Genomic DNA, 22,467 nt, shown 5'->3' on the forward strand with positions numbered 1-22,467 from the left:
CCGGCGAGGATCAGGCTTGCCGGTAAGGCAGAGCCGACCTCGCCTCTTCGGCATACGCCAGCACCCCCACTCGCTCACGCGCCAGAAAATCACTCACTGCCGCTTTCAATCCCTGATGGCGCAAGTAATGCCAGGAGTGAGTGATGACCGGCTCAAAGCCGCGTATCAGCTTGTGCTCACCCTGGGCACCGGCGTCAAAGCGCTGAATACCGCCTGCGATGGCGTAGTCCATGCCCTGATAGAAACAGGTCTCGAAGTGCAATCGGTCGAACTCGCCCAGGCACCCCCAGTAGCGACCATACAGGCTGTCGCCGCCCACCAGGCTGAAGGCCATTGCCACCGGGCTTGAGCCCTGTCTGGCCAGCACCACACGAATGGACTCGGGCATGCGCTCGGCCAACAGGCTGAAAAATTCACGGGTCAGATACGGGGTTTGTCGACGCACGGCGTAGGTGTTGGCGTAGCAGGCATACACGAAATCCCATTGCGCCTCGCTCACCTGCTGACCTTCGAGCCATTCAAACTCGAATCCCTGCCCCGCCACTTGCTCGCGCTCTTTGCGCATTTGCTTGCGTTTGCGCGAGCTCAAACCATCGAGAAAGTCCTGAAAGTCACGGTACCCGCGATTTTGCCAATGAAACTGGCAGCCCAGCCGCTGCAGCCAGCCGGGCTGCTGTGACAAGGCCGTATCGGCCAGCGCATCGGTGAAATTGATATGGGCGCTGGAGAGCCCTTCTATCTCCAGGTAACCGGGCAAAGCAGCCAGCAGTTCAAGCCCGTCGGCGCTACTGGCCGCCAGCAATCGCGGGCCGCTGACCGGGCTGAACGGCACCGCCGTCAGCAGCTTGGGGTAGTACTCGATACCCGCCCGCTCGCAGGCATTGGCCCATTCATGATCGAACACGTATTCGCCGTAGGAGTGCCATTTGCGATAACTGGGAAGCGCTGCCAGCAACTGACCATTTTCATAATGCAGCAGGTGCTCGGGCTGCCAGCCGGAATGGGGGCCCAGGCTGGCACTGTCTTCCAGTGCACTCAGAAAAGCATGGCGCAGGAACGGTTGCGCCACTGGCACCAATGCATCCCATTCGTGGGCCGAGATGGCGGACAGGCTGTCCAGGCGGTGTAACGGCATTGGTTGTCCCCGGAGTGCGACGTAGAGCGGCGATGGTAGCACCTGATGCCCGGTGGGAGCTGTTGGCTGGCGAAACCGCTGTCACAGATTCGATATCACTTTGCCACTTTTCTGTCATGTCCAGCCGCGATACTGGCGCCGCTTCTTAGAACGCAGGGTTATGAGCGGTTTGTTTGCAACAGGCTCAAGCCTCATTAACGCGAGCCCATCAAGGGCCGATTTTTCCTGAGATGGCCAGGGCCATCTCAACACTGGGAGTTTCATATGCGTCTTGTATCTACACGGGTTGCGGCGGGACTGTGTGGCGGACTGGTACTGGCCATGAGCGTCCCGGCCAGTGCCGGAGTCGATGCCAAACTGCTCGAAATGCTTAAAGCCAACGGCTCCATTTCACCGGCCCAATATGCCGAGCTGCAAACCGAACTCACCAGCGAAAAACAGGCCCAACAAGAAGCAGCCGCCAATCAGGTGAAAAAATCGGACCTCAGCGCCTTTGAACAAAAAGTGGCCTGGGCGGCCAAGACCGAATTCAAGGGCGACGTCAGGGTTCGCCAGGAAACGGTCAAGATCGATGGTGAGTCCGATGGTAAAAACAAGGATCGCCAACGAATTCGTGCTCGTCTGGGCGCCTACACCGAAATCAACCCGCAAGTGAATACCGGTATCCGTATCGCCACCGGCGGAGGCGACGATGCCCGCTCCACCAACCAGGATCTGGACAACTACTTCGACAAGAAACAACTGTGGCTCGATCAGGCCTACATCGATTATCACCCGACAGCCGTCAAGGACCTGCACCTGATTGGCGGCAAAATGCCCCAGCCGTGGGTCAGCATGGGTGACGTGATCTGGGATAGCGATATCAACCCGGAAGGTCTGGCCGCCACTTACAAGCACAACCTGGGTAACAGCGGCGTCGAGATGTTCGGTAGCGCCGGCTACTACACCCTCAAAGACAACGTCGACGGCGAAGGCGTGCAGTTTCGCAACGACTTGAGCCTGTATGCCGGTCAGCTGGGCGCCCGTTTCGCACCCACCGACAGCCTGAAAGTGACCCTGGGCGGCAGTGTTTACAGTTACAACAATGACAAGGACAGCGCCTGCCCTACTACCGGCACCAAGACCACGCCATGTGCGCTGGCAGTCAACGGCAACAGCACCGACGAGTTCCGCCTGTACGAAGGCTTCGGCCAGGTCGATATCGCCAACCTGCCGGTGCCGCTGTCGCTGTACGGTCAATACGTACATAACGCAGCCACCGACAGCGATCAGGACAATGCCTGGCTGGTGGGTTTCAAAAGCAAGCTGAACGCCTTCAGCCTGGACTACAACTACCGCGATATTCAGCGTAACGCGGTGGTGGGGGCATTCACTGACTCTGACTTTGCCAACGGCACTACCGGTTCACGGGGGCACAAGATCAAACTGGGCTACGAGATCGACAAGAACTTTGGTCTGGGCGTGACGTACTTCCTGACCAAGGCTGACTACGCAACCTCCACGCAGAAGGATGCCAATGCCAACACGCTGCAACTGGACGTAGAAGCCAAGTTCTAAGAGCAACCTGTTGAGCGCAGGTCGCGTCGATCCCCTCTTATCCGTCGACGATGCCTGCGCCCAACGCTTTATTGCCCGCCTGACTGCTCGCGCATCATCCGCTTGACCGTCATCTCAAGATCGACCGGTGGTGGTTCCGGCAATGTTTTAAGCGCGGCTCCCATCAACCGCATTTGCCGGGTAAAACGCCTGCAATTGGGGCAAAACAGCACATGATGGCGCATCTGCAGGCGCTGACGAAATGTCAGCTGACCATCCAGGTAGTCGCTCGATCGGGCAACATATTGTTTGCAGGTCAACATTCCCCGGTTTCCTCGAAATGCTCCACGGTGGCGAAAACTTTAAGTCGGGCACGATGCACCAGCACCCTGGCATTGGAGAGCGATATCTGCAAAAGATTACAAATCTCCTCCAGCTCAAGCCCCTGACGATCGCGCAGCACCAGCACACTGCTTTGCAACTGCGGCAGACTGAGCAGCGTTTGCTCCAGGCATTCGCGCAACTCATGCTCTGTGAGCAGGGCTTCGGGGGTGTCCTGATGCCAGGCCAGGGGCGCCAGCAGCCAGTGCCCGTCAGAAGAGAACCGATCATCGTCGATCGTACCGTGGGGCGAAGGTAAATCGTCGAGCAGCACTTCCCGACGATTTTGCTTGTAGCGGTTTTTGGCAGCGTTGGCGGTGATGGTCAGCAGCCAGGTTTTAAGGCTTGAACGGGATTCAAAGCTGACAAGATTGCGTACCACCGCCAGCCAGGCATCCTGAACCGCTTCGTCGGCATGCCGATTGCCCACAATGGCATAAGCCACGGCACGCATGGCCCCCTGATAGGTGCTGACCAGCTCCCGAAAGGCCTGCTGTTCACCGGCCAGCAGACGTTTGAGCAACTCAGTGTCGTCAGCAGCCATTGAGACCTCGTCTGTTGTGAATCTGCAGGAGCCAGCTTGCTCGCGAGCGCTTTAAAAGCTCGCGAGCAACCTCGCTCCTGCAGGATCCGGGATCAGCGTTTACGCAGAATTATGCTGCCAATCGAATAGCCCGCACCGAACGAACTGAGCACCGCCAGCGAACCGCCTGGCAGATCGTCCTGATACTTGTGAAAGGCGATTACCGAGCCTGCCGAACTGGTATTGGCGTAGGTGTCGAGAATCACCGGTGCTTCTTCGACCGCGGCTTCGCGACCCAGCAGACGTTTGACGATCAGGTGGTTCATGCTCAGGTTGGCCTGGTGCAGCCAGAAGCGCTTCACATCGGCCACGTCGAGCTGGTTCTCTTGCAGATGCTGGGCAATCAGCTCGGCCACCATCGGGCACACATCGCGGAATACCTTGCGGCCTTCCTGGACGAACAGCTTGTCGGGGCTGTCTGGCGATTCGTCAGAAGCACGATTGAGGAAACCGAAGTTGTTGCGGATGTTGTTGGAGAAGGTGGTCAGAAGTTTGCTGCCGACGATATCGAACTGGTGCCGGGAAGTGGCCAGATCGGCACGCTCGACCAACACCGCAGTCGCCGCATCACCAAAGATGAAGTGACTGTCGCGGTCGCGGAAGTTCAGATGGCCGGTGCACACTTCGGGGCTGATCAACAGCACCGCGCGGGCCTGCCCCAGCTGGACGCTGTTGCTGGCGGTCTGAATGCCGAAGGTCGCCGAAGAACAGGCCACGTTCATGTCAAAGCCAAAACCTTGAATGCCCAGCGCCTGTTGCACTTCAATGGCAATGGCCGGGTACGGGCGCTGCAGGTTGGAGCAGGCAACGATGACCCCGTCGATGTCGGCAGCGGTTTTGCCCGCTCGCTCAAGCGCCTGCTTCGCGGCGCCAACGGCCATTTCACAGAGCACCGACATTTCATCGTTGGAGCGTACAGGCAACCGTGGACGCATGCGCTGCGGGTCAAGGATGCCGTCCTTATCCATCACAAAACGGCTTTTGATGCCTGAGGCCTTTTCGATAAAGGCGGCACTGGACTCGGCCAGAGGCTCGATTTCTCCGGCCTCGATGGCGGCGCTGTTATCCGCATTGAACTGCTGCACATAGGCATTGAAAGACTGCACCAGCTCTTCGTTGGAGATGCTGTTGGCCGGGGTGTACAGGCCGGTGCCGCTAATGACGACGTTATGCACGGTCGTTCCTCTTATTCTGTTCAAACAGAAGATATTGAATTCATTTCAGGCAGTGATAGCAGCGAAGTTTGCCATAAACGCCAACATTTGGCGTTACTTCACGATCGTCCATCTGTGCAGGAGCGCGCTTTCAAGCCGCCAGACAGCTCGCGAGCACGCTCGCTCCTGCAGGGTATTCAGGCGTCCACCTGGCTCCATTGTTTGCTCAGGCGTTTGTCCGAAATCGGCACTTTGGTCCCCAACTGCTGGCCGAACAGCGACACGCGATATTCCTCCAGCCACCAGCGATACAGCTCCAGCTGCGGGTCGCGCTTGCCTTCCTGGGCATGCTTGGTGGCCCGGGCCTGGTACTGCGCCCACAAACCGCTCAGCTCGCCACTCCAGACCCGGTCTTTCTGGACCTGGCCGGGGAGTTTCTCCAGGCGCATTTCAATGGCCTTGAGGTAGCGCGGCAGTTCCTTGAGCCAGACTGCCGGGGTTTCCCGGACAAAACCCGGATACACCAGATTGCCGAGCTGCTGCTTGATGTCATTCAGGGCAACCGCTTGAGCCAGATCGATCTTGCCCTTGAAGCGCTTTTGCAGCCCGTGCCACAGCTTGAGAATATCCAGCGTCAGCCTGGCCAGCTTTTCGGCGTGCTCGGTCCAGGCCCCGCGCTTGCGCTCGGCAAGTGCAGCCAGGCCCGCACCATCGCGCGGCAGCACGGCTTCGCCTTCAAGGATGCAGCTGTCGAGGCTGGCCAGCAGAATGTCTTCCACCAGACTCTCGACCCTGCCCAGCTCGCGGTACAACAGGCCCAGTTCGGTCAGCCCCGGCAGCTTGGCGCGCAAGAATTTGGCCGGCTCGGCCAGTTGCTGCATCAACAACCGCTGGAGCGCCCGACGATGCTGATACTCAGCCTCGGCCGGGGTCGAGAAACGTCCTTCCTTGACGCTGTTGCCCTCTTCTACCAATGCCGGATAAACCGTCATCGACAACCCGGCAATCTTCTGCTGGGTTTTTTCAGCCACCGGGGCAAACACCTTGGCCTCTACCGGCTGCTGGTTTTTCGCTGTTTGCGGCACCGCCAACGCGGCCTGACTGGCCTGGGCAAAGCGTGCTGTCAGCTCGGCCAGATCGCGGCCTTCGCCGAGAAACTTGCCCTCGCCATCAACAATTTCGAGATTCATTTTCAGGTGGTTTTCCACCTGCTGCGCAGCTTCGGCCCAGGCTTCGTCACTCACCCGCGCCCCGGTCATGCGCAACAGCTCGCGACCCAGTGCCTGGGGCAACGACCCTTCGCCGTAGGCCATACGCTGCAAGGCGGCCTTGACGAAGTCCGGCACCGGCACAAAGTTTTTCCGTAGTGCCTTGGGCAGGCAGCGCACCAGAGCAATGCACTTGGCCTCGATCATGCCCGGCACCAGCCATTCCAGACGCTCGGGCGGCAACACCGAAAGCAGCGGCGCAGGTACTTTGAGGGTCACCCCGTCCCGGGGATGGTTGGGCTCGAAGTGATAACTCAGCTCCAGGGTCAAATCCCCCAGATGCAGGGTGTCCGGGAAATGCTGGGCGGTGATTTCAGTGGCTTCACGGGCCAGCACGTCTTCTTCACGCATGATCAACAGCTGCGGATCTTTCTGGCTGTTGATGCGATACCAGCTGTCGAAGGTGGCAGTCTGATGAATTTCAGCAGGCAGGCGCGCGTCGTAGAACCCGTACAGGGTTTCTTCGTCGGCCAGAATATCGCGGCGCCGGGCCTTGGCCTCCAGCTCGTCAAGTTGTTCCAGCAGTTGGGCATTGGCCGTCAGGCACTTGGCCCGCGACTGGATTTCGCCCCGCACCAGACCTTCGCGGATAAACAGCTCGCGGGACATCACAGGGTCAATCGGCCCGTAATGCACGGCACGCCGACCGACCACGATCAGGCCGAACAAGGTGATCTGCTCAAAGGCCACCACTTGTCCGCGCTTCTTCTCCCAGTGCGGCTCAAAGTAGTTCTTTTTGATCAGGTGCCCGGCCAGCGGCTCGATCCAGTCCGGCTCGATCTTGGCCACCATTCGCGCATAGAGCTTGGTGGTCTCCACCAGTTCGGCGGTCATCAGCCATTGCGGGCGTTTTTTACCCAGGCCGGAAGAAGGATGAATCCAGAACCGGCGCTGACGTGCGCCGAGGTAATCCCCCTCTTCAGTCTTTTGCCCGATCTGGCTGAGCAAGCCGGACAACACCGCCTTGTGCAGCTTGGGGTAGTCGGCCGGTTCTTTATTGACCGTCAACTGCATGTCGCGGCAGATCAGACTCAATTGGCGGTGTGAATCGCGCCATTCGCGCAGCCGCAGGTAATTGAGGAAGTTCTTGCGACACCAGCTGCGCAACGGACTGGCGGTCAAGGCCTGGCGCTGCTCTTCAAAGCCGCGCCAGACATTGATCAGCCCGGCGAAATCGGAGTCCACGTCTTTCCATTGGGCGTGGGCCTGATCCGCCGCTTGCTGGCGCTCGGGCGGACGCTCACGGGGGTCCTGTACCGACATCGCACTGGCCACAATCAACACTTCCTGCAAACTGCCGAGCCTGGCTGCTTCCAGCAGCATGCGACCCATGCGCGGGTCCACCGGCAAGCGCGCCAGTTGACGCCCCAGCGGCGTGAGCTGGTTCTCGCGGTTTACTGCCGACAGTTCTTGCAACAGGTTGAAACCGTCAGTGATGGCCTTGCCATCCGGCGGTTCGATAAACGGGAACGCAGTAATCTCGCCCAGACGCAGATGCAACATCTGCAAGATGACGGCGGCAAGGTTGGTGCGCAGAATTTCCGGATCAGTAAATTCCGGGCGCCCGTTGAAGTCTTCTTCGGCGTACAAACGCACACAGATACCCGGCTCAACCCGACCGCAACGGCCTTTACGCTGATTGGCGCTGGCCTGGGAAATCGCTTCGATGGGCAGGCGCTGAACCTTGGCCCGATAGCTATAGCGGCTGATACGGGCGGTGCCGCTGTCGATCACATAGCGAATGCCCGGCACCGTCAGCGAGGTTTCAGCCACGTTGGTTGCCAGCACCACGCGGCGCCCCGGGTGCGACTGGAAAATGCGCTGCTGCTCGGCAGGTGACAATCGCGCATACAGAGGCAGAATTTCGGTGTGCTTGAGTTGCGCCTTGCGCAGCATCTCGGCGGCGTCGCGAATTTCCCGCTCACCGGGCAAGAACACCAGCACGTCGCCGGGGCTTTTGCGTTCACTGCGCTCAAAGGCGGCAATTTCATCAAGGGTGGCAATGATCGCCTGGTCGACGCTCAAATCTTCCTCGACACTGTTGCCCTCTTCATCCTGCTCCGAGGTCAGCGGTCGATACCAGGTCTCGACCGGGAAGGTACGGCCCGACACCTCGACAATCGGCGCATCGTTGAAGTGCTTGGAGAAGCGCTCCAGATCGATGGTGGCCGAAGTGATGATAACTTTCAGGTCCGGACGACGAGGCAGCAGGATTTTCAGGTAGCCCAGCAAAAAATCGATGTTCAGGCTGCGTTCGTGGGCTTCGTCGACGATGATCGTGTCGTAGCGTTCCAGATAACGGTCGTGCTGGGTTTCGGCCAGCAGGATACCGTCAGTCATCAGTTTGACCAGGGTGTTGGAATCGCTTTGATCCTCAAACCGCACCTGGTACCCCACCAGCGCGCCCAACGGCGTGGCCAGTTCTTCGGCCACCCGGCTGGCTACGCTGCGCGCCGCAATTCGACGGGGCTGGGTATGGCCGATCAAACCGTGTTGACCGCGACCGATTTCCAGACAGATTTTCGGCAACTGGGTGGTTTTACCCGAGCCGGTTTCACCGGCCAGAATCAGCACCTGATGCTTGAGCAACGCGGCCTTGATCTCATCGCGCTTGGCGGCGATCGGCAGGTTTTCGTCATAACGAATCAGCGGCACACTGGCCGCCCGCGCTTTCACCTGCGCGCACGACGCCTGCACCCGCTCGGCCCACGCGGCCAATTTGGCCACGTCGTCAGGCTTTTTGCGCAGCTCATGCAATTGCCGACGCAGTTTATGGCGGTCGGCAATCATGGCTTGATCAAGGTTTTTCAACAGTTGGTCGATAGCAGGCGATTCGTCAGTCATCAGGCGCGCAAAAGTCTTCGTAAATGCAGGGGGCGGATTGTCGCAGATTTGGCCCCACCCCGTGAACGGGATCTACAGCTGGATATGGCATCCATGCCAAAGGCGCCGTTACTCGGAGGCGGGCAGCTGCCGGCCGGTGGCCTGAGGTTTTCCCGCCACCGCCACCGCCAGTTCCAGAACAGCCAGGGCCACCAGCCCCCAGATAAACCAGGTCTTGCCGGCAGTCACCAGTAGCCAGCCCCCCCGGCCTCGAGCGTTGTCCGTGCACAGGGATATTGCGCCCGGGCAGCCATTGCCTTGCGCGCTGTATCCCCTAAACTGCCCGGCTCAAACCTTGTAAGGAATCACCGTGAGACTTGTCGATATTGCACGGATGCTGTCACTGGCAGGCATTTGGGGCGCCAGCTTTCTGTTTATGCGGATTATTGCGCCGGTGATCGGGACCATTCCTACCGCGTTTTTTCGAGTATCCATAGCCGCTACCGGCCTGGTGGTGATTCTGGCGCTGATGCGCGTGAGCTGGAATTTCGGCGGAAAGCTCAAGGTGATTTTGATACTGGGGGTAATCAACTCGGGCATTCCGGCCACGTTGTATTCGGTGGCGGCCCAGGTATTGCCTGCTGGTTATTCATCAATATTCAACGCGACCACACCGCTGATGGGCGTGCTGATTGGCGGGTTGTTCTTTAGCGAAAAACTCACTGCGACCAAAATGGCCGGTGTGTTTTTAGGCTTGTTCGGTGTCGGCATCCTGACGCGTGCCGGGCCAGTGGCATTTGATATGGATCTGCTGATGGGCGCCCTCGCCTGTCTGCTGGCCACCACCTGTTATGGCTTTGCCGGTTTCCTGGCGCGCCGCTGGCTGGATCAGCAAGGCGGGCTAGACCCCCGTCTTTCGGCACTGGGCAGCATGCTCGGGGCCACGCTGTTTCTGTTGCCACTGTTTGCCCTGAGCGCCATCAACCAGCCGCCGGCCAGTTGGGGCGGAGCAAGCGTGTGGCTTTCCCTTTTGGGCCTTGGACTGGTCTGTACGGCGTTTGCCTACATTCTGTACTTCCGCTTACTGACCAGCATTGGTCCGGTCAAATCCATGACCGTGACCTTTATGATTCCGCCATTTGGCGTGCTGTGGGGCGCGTTGTTTCTGGATGAGCCGCTGTCAATGGCACATATCTACGGCGGGTTGCTGATCGCTGTAGCGGTATGGCTGGTGCTCAAGCCTGCTGCAGTGGCAAAAGCTGTAAACCCGTGAGTCCACGGATCTGCAGGAGCGAGCTGTATCGCGGGACAAGTACAGCTCGCTCCTGCAGGTCAGGGTGTCAGGCCGTTTTACGGAACACGAACACCAGCCCGATGATGATCAGCGCCATGCCCAGCAAGCTCAAAGCCGCCAGTTTGTTGCCGAAAATCAGATAGTCCATCACCGCGGTCACCGCCGGCACCAGATAAAACAGGCTGGTGACGTTGACCAGATTGCCTTTGGCGATCATCCGGTACAGCAGCAAGGTCGCCAGTACTGAAACCACCAGCCCCATCCACAACACCGGCACCACAAACCCGGCACTGTGTTCGAAGTGAAATGGCTGAAACGGTACAAACACCGCACATACCAGCAACCCTGCAAGGTATTGCAGCGGCAGCGTACCCAGCGGGTTTTGGGTAATGCGCTTTTGCATCAAGGTGCCCGCCGTCATGCTGGCCAGTGCCAGCAAGGCATACAGCATGCCGGTCCAGGACAAACCTGCCAGACCGATGCCCTGGTAGACCACCAGGATCAAACCGCCCAGCCCCAGCAGCAACCCCAGAGACCGACTGAAGGAATGCCGCCGCTCCATGATCACGGCGGTCAGGATCGGTTGCACCCCCATCACGGTGGCCATCACCCCCGGGGTTACTTTCAGATCCAGCGCCAGCAGGTAAAAAATCTGATAGGCGCCTAACAGCACTACACCGGTGGCCAGCGCATAGCTGATCCCCTTGACGCCACGGGGCAGTTGAAACTTCATCAACGGGATTATCAGCACCAGCGCCAGCAAGGCGATGGCAAAACGGATCAACAAAAAGGCAAAGGGCGATGCATGGGCCAGCCCCCACTTGGAGAAGATGGCACCACTGCTCCACAGCAGAACGAACAGGCTCGTGGAAACAGCCGCCAGCGCGGACTCTTTAGAAATCGAAAACATGGGTAACACCTGTCATCAGGCAAAAAAGCCAACTCAGCCAAAGCTGAAGTTCAGAGGTTTTTCAGGCGGGTACGGGCAGCTGAAAGATCAGTTCAGCCCGCGACAACAACACCTGGTGGCGACGCCACAGTGCGGCTGACAGGAGGGGGATAGTGACTGATCTGCGCAGGCTGCTGGTTTGCGCACGGCACCACGCCAGCAGAGACTGCTGAAACGACAACGCTGTGGGAGAGGCAAACCGGCATGGGCTGATCTTTTTTGGAGAGAAGATGCGGAGCGCTTGGGCTCATCGAGCGCTGACTATAACCAGCGCCCGATACAAATTGCAATGCTTTAACCGAACAACCAGCGCCACAACAACAGCAGCACGATCACGGCCAATATTGGACGGGCCACGCGGTAAAGTTTGGGGTTACGGCGCTTCCATTGTTTGACCACACCACTGAAACGGTCGCTGAACGTCTTGCTCCAGGCATAGGCCTTGTTGATGCCGCCTACGCGCTCGTCATCGGTGTTCTGTGGAGCGGTGGCTTTGCCCAGCTGAGCACTGACCCAGCGGTTGATGCGCGTCATCAGGGGGCTGGTGAGCGGCCGTTCGATGTCACAAAAGAGGATGACGCGGGTGATGTCGGTTTCATTCTTGACCCAGTGCACGTAGGTCTCGTCGAACATCACGTCCTCGCCGTCGCGCCAGGAATACTCTTCGCCATCAACGAAAATCCGGCAAGCATCCGAGTTGGGTGTCGACAGGCCCAGGTGATAACGCAACGAACCTGCGAACGGGTCACGGTGCGGGTTGAGGTGGCTGCCCCCCGGCAACAGCGCAAACATCGCGCCTTTGACATTGGGGATGCTGTTGACCAGCTCGACGGTCTTGGGGCACAGCAGTTCGGCTGATGGCAGCGCTTTGTCGTACCACTTGAGGTAAAAACGCTTCCAGCCTTTTTTGAAGAACGACCCAAAACCGGCATCGTTGTTCTTTTCGGCGGCGCGGATATAGCCCTCATCGAACAGGTGCATGGCTTCTTCGCGAATCACTTGCCAGTTGTCTTTAAGAACATCCAGCTCGGGAAACTTGCTGCGGTCCAGGTAGGGCCGGGACGGGACGCCGGAGAACAGATACATCAAGGCGTTATAGGGCGCAAAGAACGCGGAGTGGTTGACGAACTGGCGCAACACCGGCAGGCGCGCCTTGCCGCGCAAATGCACGTAAAGGATGCTGCCGACAAACAGCAGTATCAACCCTGCCTTGATGGCGAAGGATAAGGTCATGCAACAACTCCTCGAAAATAGGCAACCTGCCCCGGTCTGTCATGCAACGTGGCAGCCGGCCATGATAAACACTCCCGGCCCCGGGCAAAACCCGCCTGATCCAACATTCAGCGTTAAGGAAGACGTAATAACGAGTCAATAGTGCATAAGTCGCAGCTCTGAGCGCTTGATTTGGGTCAGTTGCATCCGCCTGGCGGGGGCCGGCTTGCCTGCGACAGCACCACGATGCCTGAATCGCTGGCAAGCCTGCACCCTGGGAAACGGGCTTACTGCTGTAATTCCTGCTCGCTGAACATATCGCTGAACAGGTAGCTCGACAGGTAGCGCTCACCCGAGTCGGGGAGGATCACAACGATAGTCTTGCCCTGCATTTCCGGGGTTTCAGCCAAACGTACTGCCACAGCCATTGCCGCGCCGCATGAGATCCCGCACAAGATGCCTTCTTCGTGCATCAGACGCAGGGCCATGGCCTTGGATTCGTCATCACTGACCAGTTCGACTTTATCGAGAATCGACAAATCGAGATTTTTCGGTACAAAACCGGCACCGATGCCCTGGATCTTGTGGGGCGACGGTTTGATCTCTTCACCGGCCAGCGCCTGGGTGATGACCGGCGAGGTGATGGGTTCTACCGCAACCGACAGAATCGGCTTGCCCTGGGTGTGTTTGATATAGCGGGAAATTCCGGTGATGGTGCCACCGGTTCCCACTCCAGCCACCAGCACGTCAATGCCGCCGTCAGTATCGTTCCAGATTTCCGGCCCGGTGGTTTTCTCATGGATTGCCGGGTTGGCCGGGTTTTCGAACTGCTGGGGCATGAAGTACTGCTCAGGATCGCTGTTGCAGATCTGCGCAGCCTTGTCGATGGCCCCTTTCATGCCCTTGGTCGGCTCGGTCAGTACCAGTTCGGCGCCCAGCGCCTTGAGCACCTTGCGCCGCTCGATACTCATGGAGGACGGCATGGTCAGCATCAATTTGTAACCGCGGGCAGCCGCGACAAAGGCCAGACCGATACCGGTATTGCCCGACGTCGGTTCAATGATGGTCATGCCGGGTTTGAGCACACCACGGCTTTCGGCGTCCCAGATCATATTGGCGCCGATCCGGCACTTCACCGAATAGCCCGGGTTACGGCCCTCGATCTTGGCCAGAATAGTCACGCCACGGGGCGCAATACTGTTGATTTGTACCAGAGGCGTGTTACCGATGGAGTGCGCGTTATCTACAAAAATGCGGCTCATGGCGGGGTCCTTATTCACCTTTTGGGAAGGCCTCAAGGGTAGGCCTCGTGTTCCCGGGCGTCCAGTCATGGCGTGACGCGCCATTCAGAGACTGAATGGCGCGTCTGCGTTCACCTCGGACGGGCGTCGCGTTATAGTCGGACATACTTTTTTGTTCTCCCGCCCTGCCCCTTGCAGGGCCCGGGTCCTGGTTTGAGGAATTGCAGATGAAGTTTGAAGGCACCCGCGCCTACGTGGCCACCGATGACCTGAAACTGGCGGTCAACGCGGCCATCACCCTGGAGCGCCCGCTGCTGGTCAAAGGTGAACCCGGCACCGGCAAGACCATGCTCGCCGAGCAACTGGCCGAATCTTTCGGCTGCAAGCTGATCACCTGGCACATCAAGTCCACCACCAAGGCCCATCAGGGCCTGTACGAGTATGACGCGGTCAGCCGTCTGCGTGATTCGCAGCTGGGGGTCGATAAAGTCCACGATGTGCGCAATTACCTGAAAAAGGGCAAGTTGTGGGAAGCCTTCGAAGCTGAAGAGCGGGTCATTTTGCTGATCGACGAAATCGACAAGGCCGACATCGAGTTCCCGAACGACCTGCTGCAAGAACTCGACAAGATGGAGTTCTACGTTTACGAGACCGACGAAACCATCAAGGCCAAAGTGCGCCCGATCATCATCATTACCTCCAACAACGAAAAAGAACTGCCGGATGCCTTCCTGCGCCGTTGCTTCTTCCACTACATCAGCTTCCCGGACCGCAGCACCCTGCAAAAGATCGTCGACGTACACTTCCCCGACATCAAGAAAGAACTGGTCAGTGAAGCGCTGGACGTGTTTTTCGACGTACGCAAAGTGCCCGGCCTGAAGAAAAAGCCTTCGACCTCCGAGCTGGTGGACTGGCTGAAACTGCTGATGGCCGACAATATTGGCGAGGCCGTGCTGCGCGAGCGCGATCCGACCAAAGCCATCCCGCCACTGGCCGGCGCTCTGGTGAAGAACGAACAGGACGTGCAATTGCTGGAGCGTCTGGCGTTCATGAGCCGTCGCGCTAATCGCTGATTTTTCCAGAAGGCGATAAGCATGCTGCTTAATCTGTTCAATGAAATGCGGGCGGCCAAGGTGCCGGTTTCTGTGCGCGAGTTGCTGGACTTGATCAACGCGCTGAAGCACCACGTGACCTTCGCCGACATGGACGAATTTTATTATTTGGCGCGCACCATCCTGGTCAAGGACGAGCGTCATTTCGACAAGTTCGATCGCGCATTCGGCGCCTACTTCAATGGCCTGCAGAACCTCAACGAGCACCTTGAGGCCCTGATTCCCGAAGACTGGTTGCGCAAGGAATTCGAGCGCTCGCTGAGCGACGAAGACCGGGCGCAGTTGCAATCGCTGGGGGGCCTGGACAAGCTGATTGAAGCGTTCAAACAGCGTCTTGAAGAGCAAAAGGAACGCCATGCCGGTGGCAACAAATGGATCGGCACCGGTGGCACCAGCCCGTTCGGCTCTGGGGGCTATCACCCTGAAGGCATCCGGGTGGGCGACGCCGGCGCGCGCCAGGGCTAGGCCGCCAAGGTCTGGGAGCAGCGCGAGTACAAGAACCTCGACGATCAGGTCGAACTGGGCACGCGCAATATCAAGGTGGCTCTGCGGCGCCTGCGCAAGTTTGCCCGCCAGGGTGCGGCAGAAGAGCTGGATATCGATGGCACCATCGACCACACCGCCCGCGATGCCGGCCTGCTGAACATTCAGATGCGCCCTGAACGGCGCAACAACATCAAACTGCTGTTGCTGTTTGATATTGGCGGCTCGATGGATTCACACGTGAAGATCTGCGAGGAGTTGTTCTCGGCCTGTAAAACCGAGTTCAAGCATCTGGAGTACTTCTACTTCCATAACTTCATTTATGAGTCGGTATGGAAGAACAACCAGCGTCGTCAGGTCGAACGTATTTCCACCCAGGATCTGCTGAACAAATACGGCGCCGACTACAAGGTGATCTTTATTGGCGACGCGGCCATGGGCCCCTATGAAATCACCCACGCGGGGGGCAGTGTCGAACACTGGAATGAAGAGCCGGGTTACAAGTGGATGCAACGCTTCATGGAGAAATACAAAAAGCTGATCTGGATTAATCCTTACCCGAAAGACACGTGGAACTACACCGCTTCGACCGGGATCGTACGCGACCTTATCGAAGACCGGATGTACCCCTTGACGCCGGACGGTCTGGAACAAGGGATGCGGTTTCTGGCCAAGTAATGATGCCCCCTGCAGGAGCGAACACCCTCGCTCCTGCAGGCTGGGTTGTTATTCGGCAAACCGCTGCATGAACGCCACCTGCTGGCGCTGCGCCGCATCCTGGGTGGTCGGACGCATGTACACCACTTCCCCCGGCAAACACTGGGCCAGACGTGCCAGCGCCAGCGGGGTCAAGGCGCCGAGACGCGGGTAGCCGCCAATGGTCTGACGGTCATTGAGCAATACAATCGGCTGGCCATCCGGCGGGACCTGAATCGCCCCCTGCGGGATACCTTCGGAAATCATCGGCGCGCCCTGATAGACCAGTGCCGGCCCCAGCAGGCGGATGCCCATGCGGTCGGCGCGACTGTCGAGGGTCCATGGATTATTGAAGGCGTCAAAGGTGCTTTGACCGCTGAAAGCACCCATTTGGGCACCCAGCACCACATCCAGCAACGGCTTGGGACTGAACTCGGGCAGGTACCGGGACGGCAGTTCACGCAACGGCTGCGCAGCCCCGCCATAACTCAGCTCATCGCCTGCCGCCAGCGCCCGGCCAAAGCCATCGGGGCCGCCGAGCTGCTCACGAACCACAGTGGAGCAACTGCCCAGCACTTGAGGGGCGCCAAAACCTGCCGGTGCGGCCAGATAGGTGCGGGCACCGCTCATCGGCTGAGTGAAGGTCAGGGTCTGGCCTTTTCTCAGAGAGAAACTGCGCCAGGGCTTCAAGGCTTGTCCGTCTACCGTTGCTGCCAGATCTGCGCCGGCCAGAGCCAGCGTGCAATCGTCCCGGGCGATAACAGATAAGCCGCCGAGGGTGATTTCGATGACCGCCGCGTCTGGCGAGTTGCCCAGCAGCCAGTTGGCCCAGGCCATGGACATCCAGTCCGCAGCCCCGCCCTGGGTCACGCCCAGGTGCCGTACGCCGAAACGACCGGCGTCCTGCAGCAGGCAAAACGGATTACTGGCCTGAATCAGTAAACGGCTCATGCCAAGACCTCCTGGGGCGTGTCATCACCGCCTAGACGGATAAACTCAGCACGGCTGACAGGGGCGAATTGCACCCTGTCGCCTGGCTGCATGAGGCTGTAACCCTCGCGCTCGCGATCAAACAATGCGCTCGGGGTACGGCCGATAAGGTTCCAGCCGCCGGGCGACTGCGCGGGATAGGCCGCGGTCTGGCGCTCGGCAATCCCCACGCTGCCGGTGGCGACACGTTTGCGCGGGGTGGCCAGACGCGGTGCGGCCAGGGCTTCTTCGACCAACCCCATAAAGGCAAAACCCGGGGCAAAGCCCAGGGCGAAGACCTGATATTGATGCTCACTGTGACGACGGATGACTTCGCTCACCGACCAGCCGGTGCGCTTGGCCAGCAAGGCAAGTTCCGGCCCCACACTCAGGTCGTACCACACTGGCAGTACGTGACACTGGCCAAGGTTTTGGGTTTCCGGGCGCAGGTCAGTCAAAGCCTGGGCGATTCGCTCCCGGGCCTGGGCCGGCGTCAGTGCCAGGCCGTCGTAGTGCACCATCAAGGTGGTGTAGGACGGCACCAGATCGGTCAGATACTCGGCGAAGCAAATGCGCAGGCGCTCGCTGGCAGCCAGCATCCACGGCATGTTGGTTTCTGCAATTTCATCGAACAGACGCAGCATCAGGCAGTCGATGGCCACCACTTCAATGCGCGGCTTCATCCCTGCGCCTGCTGGCTCAGGGCCTGGCGAATCCGTTGCACGGCGGCGACCGAGCCGGCGTTGTCGCCATGCACGCACAGCGTGTTGGCGTGCAGGTGCAAGGCACTGCCGTCATTGGCCACCAGAGGCTGGCCAGCCGCAATGGTCAGGGCCTGTTGCACGATAATCTCGGCGTCGTGATGCACCGCCCCCGGCAGTTGCCGCGAAACCAGGCGCCCGGCGCTGTCGTAAGCGCGGTCGGCAAAGGCCTCGAACCACAGAGTCACGCCGAACTCATCACCAATGGCTTGCGCCGCGCTGTTGTCGCGGGTGGCCATCAGCATCAGCGGCAAGCCCGGGTCGTAAGCGGCCACGGCCTGCACCACCGCCCGCAACTGTGCGGGGCTGGCCATCATGTCGTTGTACATGGCGCCGTGGGGTTTGACGTAGCTGACTCGCGTGCCCTGGGCGCGGCAGATGCCGTCCAGAGCGCCGATCTGATAGTGCAGCAGGTCTTGCAGCTCTTGTGCCGAGTAGGCCATGGAGCGTCGACCAAAGCCGGCGAGGTCTTGATACGCGGGGTGGGCGCCGATTTTCACATCATGGGCCAACGCCAGACCTACGGTTTTGCGCATGATGCCCGGGTCGCCTGCGTGAAAACCGCAGGCAATGTTGGCGCAATCAATAAACGGCATGACCTCGGCATCCAGGCCCATGGTCCAGCTGCCAAAACTCTCACCAATATCGCAATTCAATAACAGGCGGCTCACGGCGATGCTCCTGTGGTCTTTTTATAGTTTAGGTGCAGGCATTTTTGGACAGCAGCACGCCGTTCGTCCAACTAATAAAAGCCGGACTCAGGGATAAGAAAAAGTTGATTGCTTAAATTTTTGCCGGGCCAACCGCTGTTCTGCAGGCGCAGGTCAGGATTAGCTGTTGCGTGCTCGGCGGGCAATTCGCTCGCGCTGGCGTTTACCGCCCAGGACGACCCAGTCCACCAGGCGCAGGAAGCCTTCGATGATGAAGGAAAACAACAGGGCTCCGGCCATCGCCCAGCCAATGGCGGTCGGGGACAGCAGCACCTGATAGCTGTAGGTGTCGATGGTTTCCTGACGAATTGCCGGATCGGCCGCGTAGGCCACTTGCAGTGCACGCATGTACCACGGCCCCTGCATGGCCTGGAACTGATCGTCGAGCAGACGCTGGCGGCTGAGCAATGTGCCCAGGCTGTTGGCATCGCTGCGAAATACCGGGTCGTCACTGGCCCGGTAATGCGCAACCAGCGCTTGCAGATCGCCTTTGAAAAACTGGTTGGCGGTGTTCTGGAAACCCGCCAGCCCGGTTTGCGCTTCGATCAGGTGAGCTTCGACGCGGTTGGCGTAATCATTGATAAACCCCGGCACTTGCACGCCGATCAACAGGCCCAACGTAAACAACACCAACCGCAGATAGCTCAGAAACATGCAGGCGCATCCTTATTCGGTTGTGCCCTGGCTGACGCATTCACCGCGTCGCCACAAGCTCCATTGACCCGGTTCGTAACGCGTCCAGGTTTCGTTTTCTGTCAGCGGTTCGGTGGCAATCACGGTGACTACATCGTTCGGGGTTGTTTCTGACTGAAAATCCACAATCACGTCGACATCTTTCAAACGTGCCGGGCCAAAGGGCGCACGACGCGTGATCTGTGCCAGCTTGGTCGAGCAGTAGCAGAACAGCCAGTCACCGTCGCTGAGCAGGCAGTTGAACACCCCTTTGCTGCGAAATTCGGCGCAAGCGGCGACCAGCACCGGCAGGATAGTTTCGACGTCGACCGGTTCGGGGAAGGCCTGGCGAACCCGGTTCAGCACATCGCAGAACGCGGCTTCACTGTCGGTATCACCGATCGGACGGTAAAAGCTGGTACTCGGGGAGAAGTCGGCCAGCTGGCCGTTGTGCGCGAAGCACCAGTTACGGCCCCAGAGTTCACGGACAAACGGGTGGGTATTGGACAGGCAGACTTTGCCGACGTTGGCCTGACGGATATGGCCAATGACCACTTCGCTTTTGATCGGGTAGCGCTGCACCAGCAACGCGACCTCGGAGTCGCAGCTGGCAGCCGGGTCCTGAAACAGACGCAGGCCACGGCCTTCATAGAAGGCAATGCCCCAGCCATCGCGATGCGGGCCGGTACGCCCGCCACGCTGCATCAGGCCGGTAAAGCTGAACACAATATCGGTCGGGACGTTGGCGCTCATGCCCAATAATTCACACACGCTCGCACTCTCGCATTCAAGCTCAACGGAAAAGGATTACAACCGCGGCTCAACCCGCGACGGGCCCGCAGCACGGGGTGCTGCCGGGCGGACAAAACGGTCATCGCCAGCAGGGCCGAAAGGCTGGTCGTCTTCAGGGTCGCTGTGGTGCGCCTGCTGGTTGGCGGCGGCTTGCGCCTGACGCGCCTTGCGGGCACGCTCAATGGGCCAGCGAATCAGCACAAAAACCGCATACAGGCACAGTGCAAAGATGGCGTACATCAACAGGTCCGACACCGCGCGCCAGGCGTTATTGCCCACCTTGAACGCAAGGTCCAGGGCAGTGATGGCCACTGCAGGAGCAAATTTTTCTTTTACCGGGTCGATAATGGTCGGGCTCAACAGCAACACCGCCATTAACACGCGTAAAGGCTCACGCAACCAGCGCCACATAAAGCGGGTCAGGCGCCACCATACGAGCAGGCAGCCCAAAGCGGCAAAGGCATAAAGGCCCCAGGCGATCAGATAGTCGTTCTCGGTCATGGTATCCATGGTCGGCAGGCAATGAGGCGCTATGATAACGGCTTTTAGGCAATGCGGCTGCACCGCCGTCAGCGTCACTTCTTTTCATGCAGGTTTCAGAGAACGCTCAATGACCGAATCAGCCTACGCAAACAGCGCCCCTGTCGCACATAAGGTCCAGGGCTCAGACCCCTATTCGTGGTTACAAAATCGCGACAGCGAAGAAGTTTTAGACTACCTGAAAGCCGAAAACGCCTATCAGGAAGCGCAGCTGGCCGACCAGGCGCAACTGCGTGAGGCACTGTTTCAAGAGATCAAGGGCCGGATTCGCGAGACTGATCTGTCACTCCCCTCCCCCTGGGGTCCGTATCTGTATTACACGCGCACCATCGCCGGCGACGAGTACGCCCGTCACTACCGCTGCCCGCGCCCGGCTGACGGCAGCCAGCAGGTAGACGAAAACGCCGAACAGTTACTGCTGGACCCGAACGCCCTCGCCGATGGCGGCTTTATTTCCCTGGGCGCCTTCAGCATCAGCCCCGATCAACAGCGTCTGGCCTACAGCCTGGATACCAGCGGCGAAGAAACCTACCGCCTGTTCGTCAAGGAGCTGAGCAGCGGCGCAGTCAGCGAGCTGCCGTTCACCGACTGCGATGGCAGCATGACCTGGGCCAACGACAGCCAGACCCTGTTTTTCGCAGAACTGGACGAGACCCATCGTCCGCACAAACTGTGGCGCCATACCTTGGGCGAAACCGCTGCACATGAAGTGTTTCATGAGCCGGACGGGCGTTTTTTCCTGCATTGCTATCGTTCGAGCTCCGAGCGCCAGCTGATCCTGCTGCTTAACAGCAAAACCACCAGCGAAAGCTGGGTGCTGGATGCCGATCACCCGCAACAGGCTTTCAACTGCCTGGCACCCCGGATCGAAGGCCACGACTACAGCGTTGACCATGGGCTGTACCAAGGGCAATGGGCCTGGTTTGTGCGTACCAACCAGGACGGGATCAACTTTGCCCTGTATTACGCGTTTGGCGATGTACCAACGCGCAACGAATGGCAATTGCTGATCGCCCATGACGACAGTGTGATGCTGGAAGGCTTGAGCCTGAACGCCCATGCTTTGTGCCTGAGCCTGCGCGAAGGCGGTCTGCCGATCATCGAAGTCCGTCCCGATGGCTTGCCGGCCTATCGCGTGCAATTACCGGACGCGGCCTACGGCCTGTATGTGCAAGACAGCCTGGAATTTGACAGTCAGCATATGCGCCTGCGCTATGAGTCACTGAATCGCCCGGCACAAGTGCGCCAGCTCACCCTGGCCACCGGCGAGCAAAGCGTTCTCAAGGAAACCCCGGTTCTGGGACCGTTCAATGCCGATGACTATGTAAGCCAGCGCTTGTGGGCCACGGCACCGGACGGTACGCAAGTGCCGATCAGCCTGGTGGTCAAACGTAGTGCGCTGGGCAAACCTGTGCCGCTTTATCTATATGGCTATGGCGCCTATGGCGAAAGTCTCGACCCATGGTTTTCCCATGCCCGCCTGAGCTTGCTCGAGCGCGGGGTCGCTTTTGCCATTGCCCACGTGCGCGGCGGCGGGGAACTGGGCGAAGCCTGGTATCGCGCCGGCAAACAGGAATACAAGCACAACACCTTCAGCGACTTTATCGCCTGTGCCGAACACCTGATCGACAAAGGCCTGACCCGCTCGGACCAGTTGGTGATCAGCGGCGGCAGCGCTGGCGGTCTGCTGATTGGCGCAGTGCTCAACCAGCGACCGGAACTGTTCAAGGCAGCCATAGCCGAAGTCCCGTTTGTCGATGTTCTCAACACCATGCTCGACCCTGAACTGCCGTTGACTGTCACTGAGTACGACGAATGGGGAAACCCGCAGGACCCCGAGGTGTATGCCCGCATCAAGGCCTATGCGCCCTATGAAAACGTCGCACCGCAGGCGTACCCGGCGATGCTGGTGATTGCCGGCTACAACGACAGCCGTGTGCAGTACTGGGAAGCGGCCAAATGGGTGGCCAAGCTGCGCGCCACCAGGACCGACGACAATCTGCTGCTGCTCAAGACCGAGCTGGATGCCGGCCATGGCGGCATGAGCGGGCGCTATCAAGGCCTGCGCGACGTGGCACTGGAGTACGCGTTTGTGTTCAAGGTGCTGGGGATTTAACAGACACAGTGAGCGCTGGTTTGCCAGTGCTCACAGGCAA

Annotated in this window: 18 protein-coding genes and 1 pseudogene; 5 read left to right on the plus strand and 14 right to left on the minus strand. The window is 59.3% G+C overall.

The genetic code is table 11. The features are described from left to right. Positions 1–10: 10 nt before the first annotated feature. A complete protein-coding gene (locus JQ848_RS15385; RefSeq protein ID WP_161718792.1) occupies positions 11–1,135 on the minus strand; it encodes a GNAT family N-acetyltransferase in 1,125 nt (374 codons plus the stop codon). Between the two features lie 264 nt (positions 1,136–1,399). On the opposite strand from JQ848_RS15385, the gene JQ848_RS15390 reads away from it, so the two are divergent. Next, entirely contained in the window at positions 1,400–2,692 is a 1,293-nt protein-coding gene (locus JQ848_RS15390; protein WP_029612602.1) for a putative porin, read from the plus strand. A 68-nt stretch (positions 2,693–2,760) separates the two neighbouring features. Here the strand turns inward: JQ848_RS15390 and JQ848_RS15395 are convergent, their stop codons facing one another. The 4 genes from JQ848_RS15395 to hrpA form a co-directional block, all read right to left on the minus strand. After that, the gene (locus JQ848_RS15395) at positions 2,761–2,994 is read right to left on the minus strand and encodes an anti-sigma factor family protein (protein ID WP_010656465.1); all 234 of its coding nucleotides are present in this window, start codon (positions 2,992–2,994) and stop codon (positions 2,761–2,763) included. Beyond that, positions 2,988–3,596, minus strand: coding sequence for an RNA polymerase sigma factor (locus tag JQ848_RS15400; protein WP_003441656.1), 609 nt, complete (start codon positions 3,594–3,596; stop codon positions 2,988–2,990). The genes JQ848_RS15395 and JQ848_RS15400 overlap by 7 nt, the downstream gene beginning before the upstream one ends. A gap of 92 nt (positions 3,597–3,688) precedes the next feature. Continuing rightward, positions 3,689–4,810 carry a beta-ketoacyl-ACP synthase III gene (locus JQ848_RS15405; protein ID WP_127196217.1) on the minus strand — a complete coding sequence of 374 codons (1,122 nt, stop codon included), beginning with the start codon at positions 4,808–4,810 and terminating at the stop codon, positions 3,689–3,691. 176 nt (positions 4,811–4,986) lie between these two features. Next, positions 4,987–8,901 carry an ATP-dependent RNA helicase HrpA gene (gene hrpA, locus JQ848_RS15410; RefSeq protein WP_003441652.1) on the minus strand — a complete coding sequence of 1,305 codons (3,915 nt, stop codon included), beginning with the start codon at positions 8,899–8,901 and terminating at the stop codon, positions 4,987–4,989. Between the two features lie 349 nt (positions 8,902–9,250). Here hrpA and JQ848_RS15415 point away from each other — a divergent pair, with 349 nt between their 5' ends. Beyond that, positions 9,251–10,153, plus strand: coding sequence for a DMT family transporter (locus JQ848_RS15415; RefSeq protein ID WP_003441650.1), 903 nt, complete (start codon positions 9,251–9,253; stop codon positions 10,151–10,153). A 67-nt stretch (positions 10,154–10,220) separates the two neighbouring features. On the opposite strand, the gene JQ848_RS15420 is transcribed toward JQ848_RS15415, so the two are convergent. The 3 genes from JQ848_RS15420 to cysK all read right to left on the minus strand — a co-directional run bounded on the left by JQ848_RS15420 (position 10,221) and on the right by cysK (position 13,597). Beyond that, positions 10,221–11,084 carry a DMT family transporter gene (locus JQ848_RS15420; protein ID WP_003441648.1) on the minus strand — a complete coding sequence of 288 codons (864 nt, stop codon included), beginning with the start codon at positions 11,082–11,084 and terminating at the stop codon, positions 10,221–10,223. 333 nt (positions 11,085–11,417) lie between these two features. After that, positions 11,418–12,356 (minus strand): aspartyl/asparaginyl beta-hydroxylase domain-containing protein, encoded by a 939-nt coding sequence (locus JQ848_RS15425; protein ID WP_003441646.1) that lies wholly within the window; start codon positions 12,354–12,356, stop codon positions 11,418–11,420. Positions 12,357–12,622: 266 nt separating this feature from the next. Beyond that, complete coding sequence (cysK, locus tag JQ848_RS15430) at positions 12,623–13,597, minus strand: cysteine synthase A (RefSeq protein WP_010656467.1); 975 nt, start codon at positions 13,595–13,597, stop codon at positions 12,623–12,625. A 206-nt stretch (positions 13,598–13,803) separates the two neighbouring features. Between cysK and JQ848_RS15435 the strand changes: the two genes are divergently transcribed. After that, complete coding sequence (locus JQ848_RS15435; RefSeq protein ID WP_003441642.1) at positions 13,804–14,649, plus strand: AAA family ATPase; 846 nt, start codon at positions 13,804–13,806, stop codon at positions 14,647–14,649. Between the two features lie 21 nt (positions 14,650–14,670). Continuing rightward, positions 14,671–15,849: pseudogene (locus JQ848_RS15440) on the plus strand (vWA domain-containing protein). A 48-nt stretch (positions 15,850–15,897) separates the two neighbouring features. Here JQ848_RS15440 and JQ848_RS15445 read toward each other — a convergent pair. From JQ848_RS15445 to JQ848_RS15470, 6 genes are all read right to left on the minus strand, one after another. Then, positions 15,898–16,818, minus strand: a complete 921-nt coding sequence (locus JQ848_RS15445; protein WP_161718786.1) for a 5-oxoprolinase subunit C family protein — start codon at positions 16,816–16,818, stop codon at positions 15,898–15,900. After that, complete coding sequence (locus JQ848_RS15450; RefSeq protein ID WP_010656468.1) at positions 16,815–17,519, minus strand: 5-oxoprolinase subunit B family protein; 705 nt, start codon at positions 17,517–17,519, stop codon at positions 16,815–16,817. The genes JQ848_RS15445 and JQ848_RS15450 overlap by 4 nt, the downstream gene beginning before the upstream one ends. After that, a complete protein-coding gene (locus JQ848_RS15455; protein WP_003441635.1) occupies positions 17,516–18,268 on the minus strand; it encodes a 5-oxoprolinase subunit PxpA in 753 nt (250 codons plus the stop codon). Before JQ848_RS15455 ends, JQ848_RS15450 begins: the two co-directional genes overlap by 4 nt. A 159-nt stretch (positions 18,269–18,427) precedes the next feature. Then, positions 18,428–18,961: a DUF2937 family protein gene (locus JQ848_RS15460; protein ID WP_160628133.1), complete on the minus strand. Its 534-nt coding sequence runs from the start codon at positions 18,959–18,961 to the stop codon at positions 18,428–18,430. A gap of 12 nt (positions 18,962–18,973) precedes the next feature. Further along, complete coding sequence (locus JQ848_RS15465) at positions 18,974–19,750, minus strand: class II glutamine amidotransferase (protein WP_003441631.1); 777 nt, start codon at positions 19,748–19,750, stop codon at positions 18,974–18,976. A gap of 36 nt (positions 19,751–19,786) precedes the next feature. Further along, positions 19,787–20,281 (minus strand): hypothetical protein, encoded by a 495-nt coding sequence (locus JQ848_RS15470; protein ID WP_029612604.1) that lies wholly within the window; start codon positions 20,279–20,281, stop codon positions 19,787–19,789. Positions 20,282–20,381: 100 nt separating this feature from the next. Between JQ848_RS15470 and JQ848_RS15475 the strand changes: the two genes are divergently transcribed. Then, positions 20,382–22,427, plus strand: a complete 2,046-nt coding sequence (locus JQ848_RS15475; protein WP_202210915.1) for a S9 family peptidase — start codon at positions 20,382–20,384, stop codon at positions 22,425–22,427. The last annotated feature ends 40 nt before the right edge of the window (positions 22,428–22,467 follow it).

This window comes from Pseudomonas paraversuta (genome assembly GCF_904067025.1).
GTDB lineage: Bacteria > Pseudomonadota > Gammaproteobacteria > Pseudomonadales > Pseudomonadaceae > Aquipseudomonas > Aquipseudomonas paraversuta.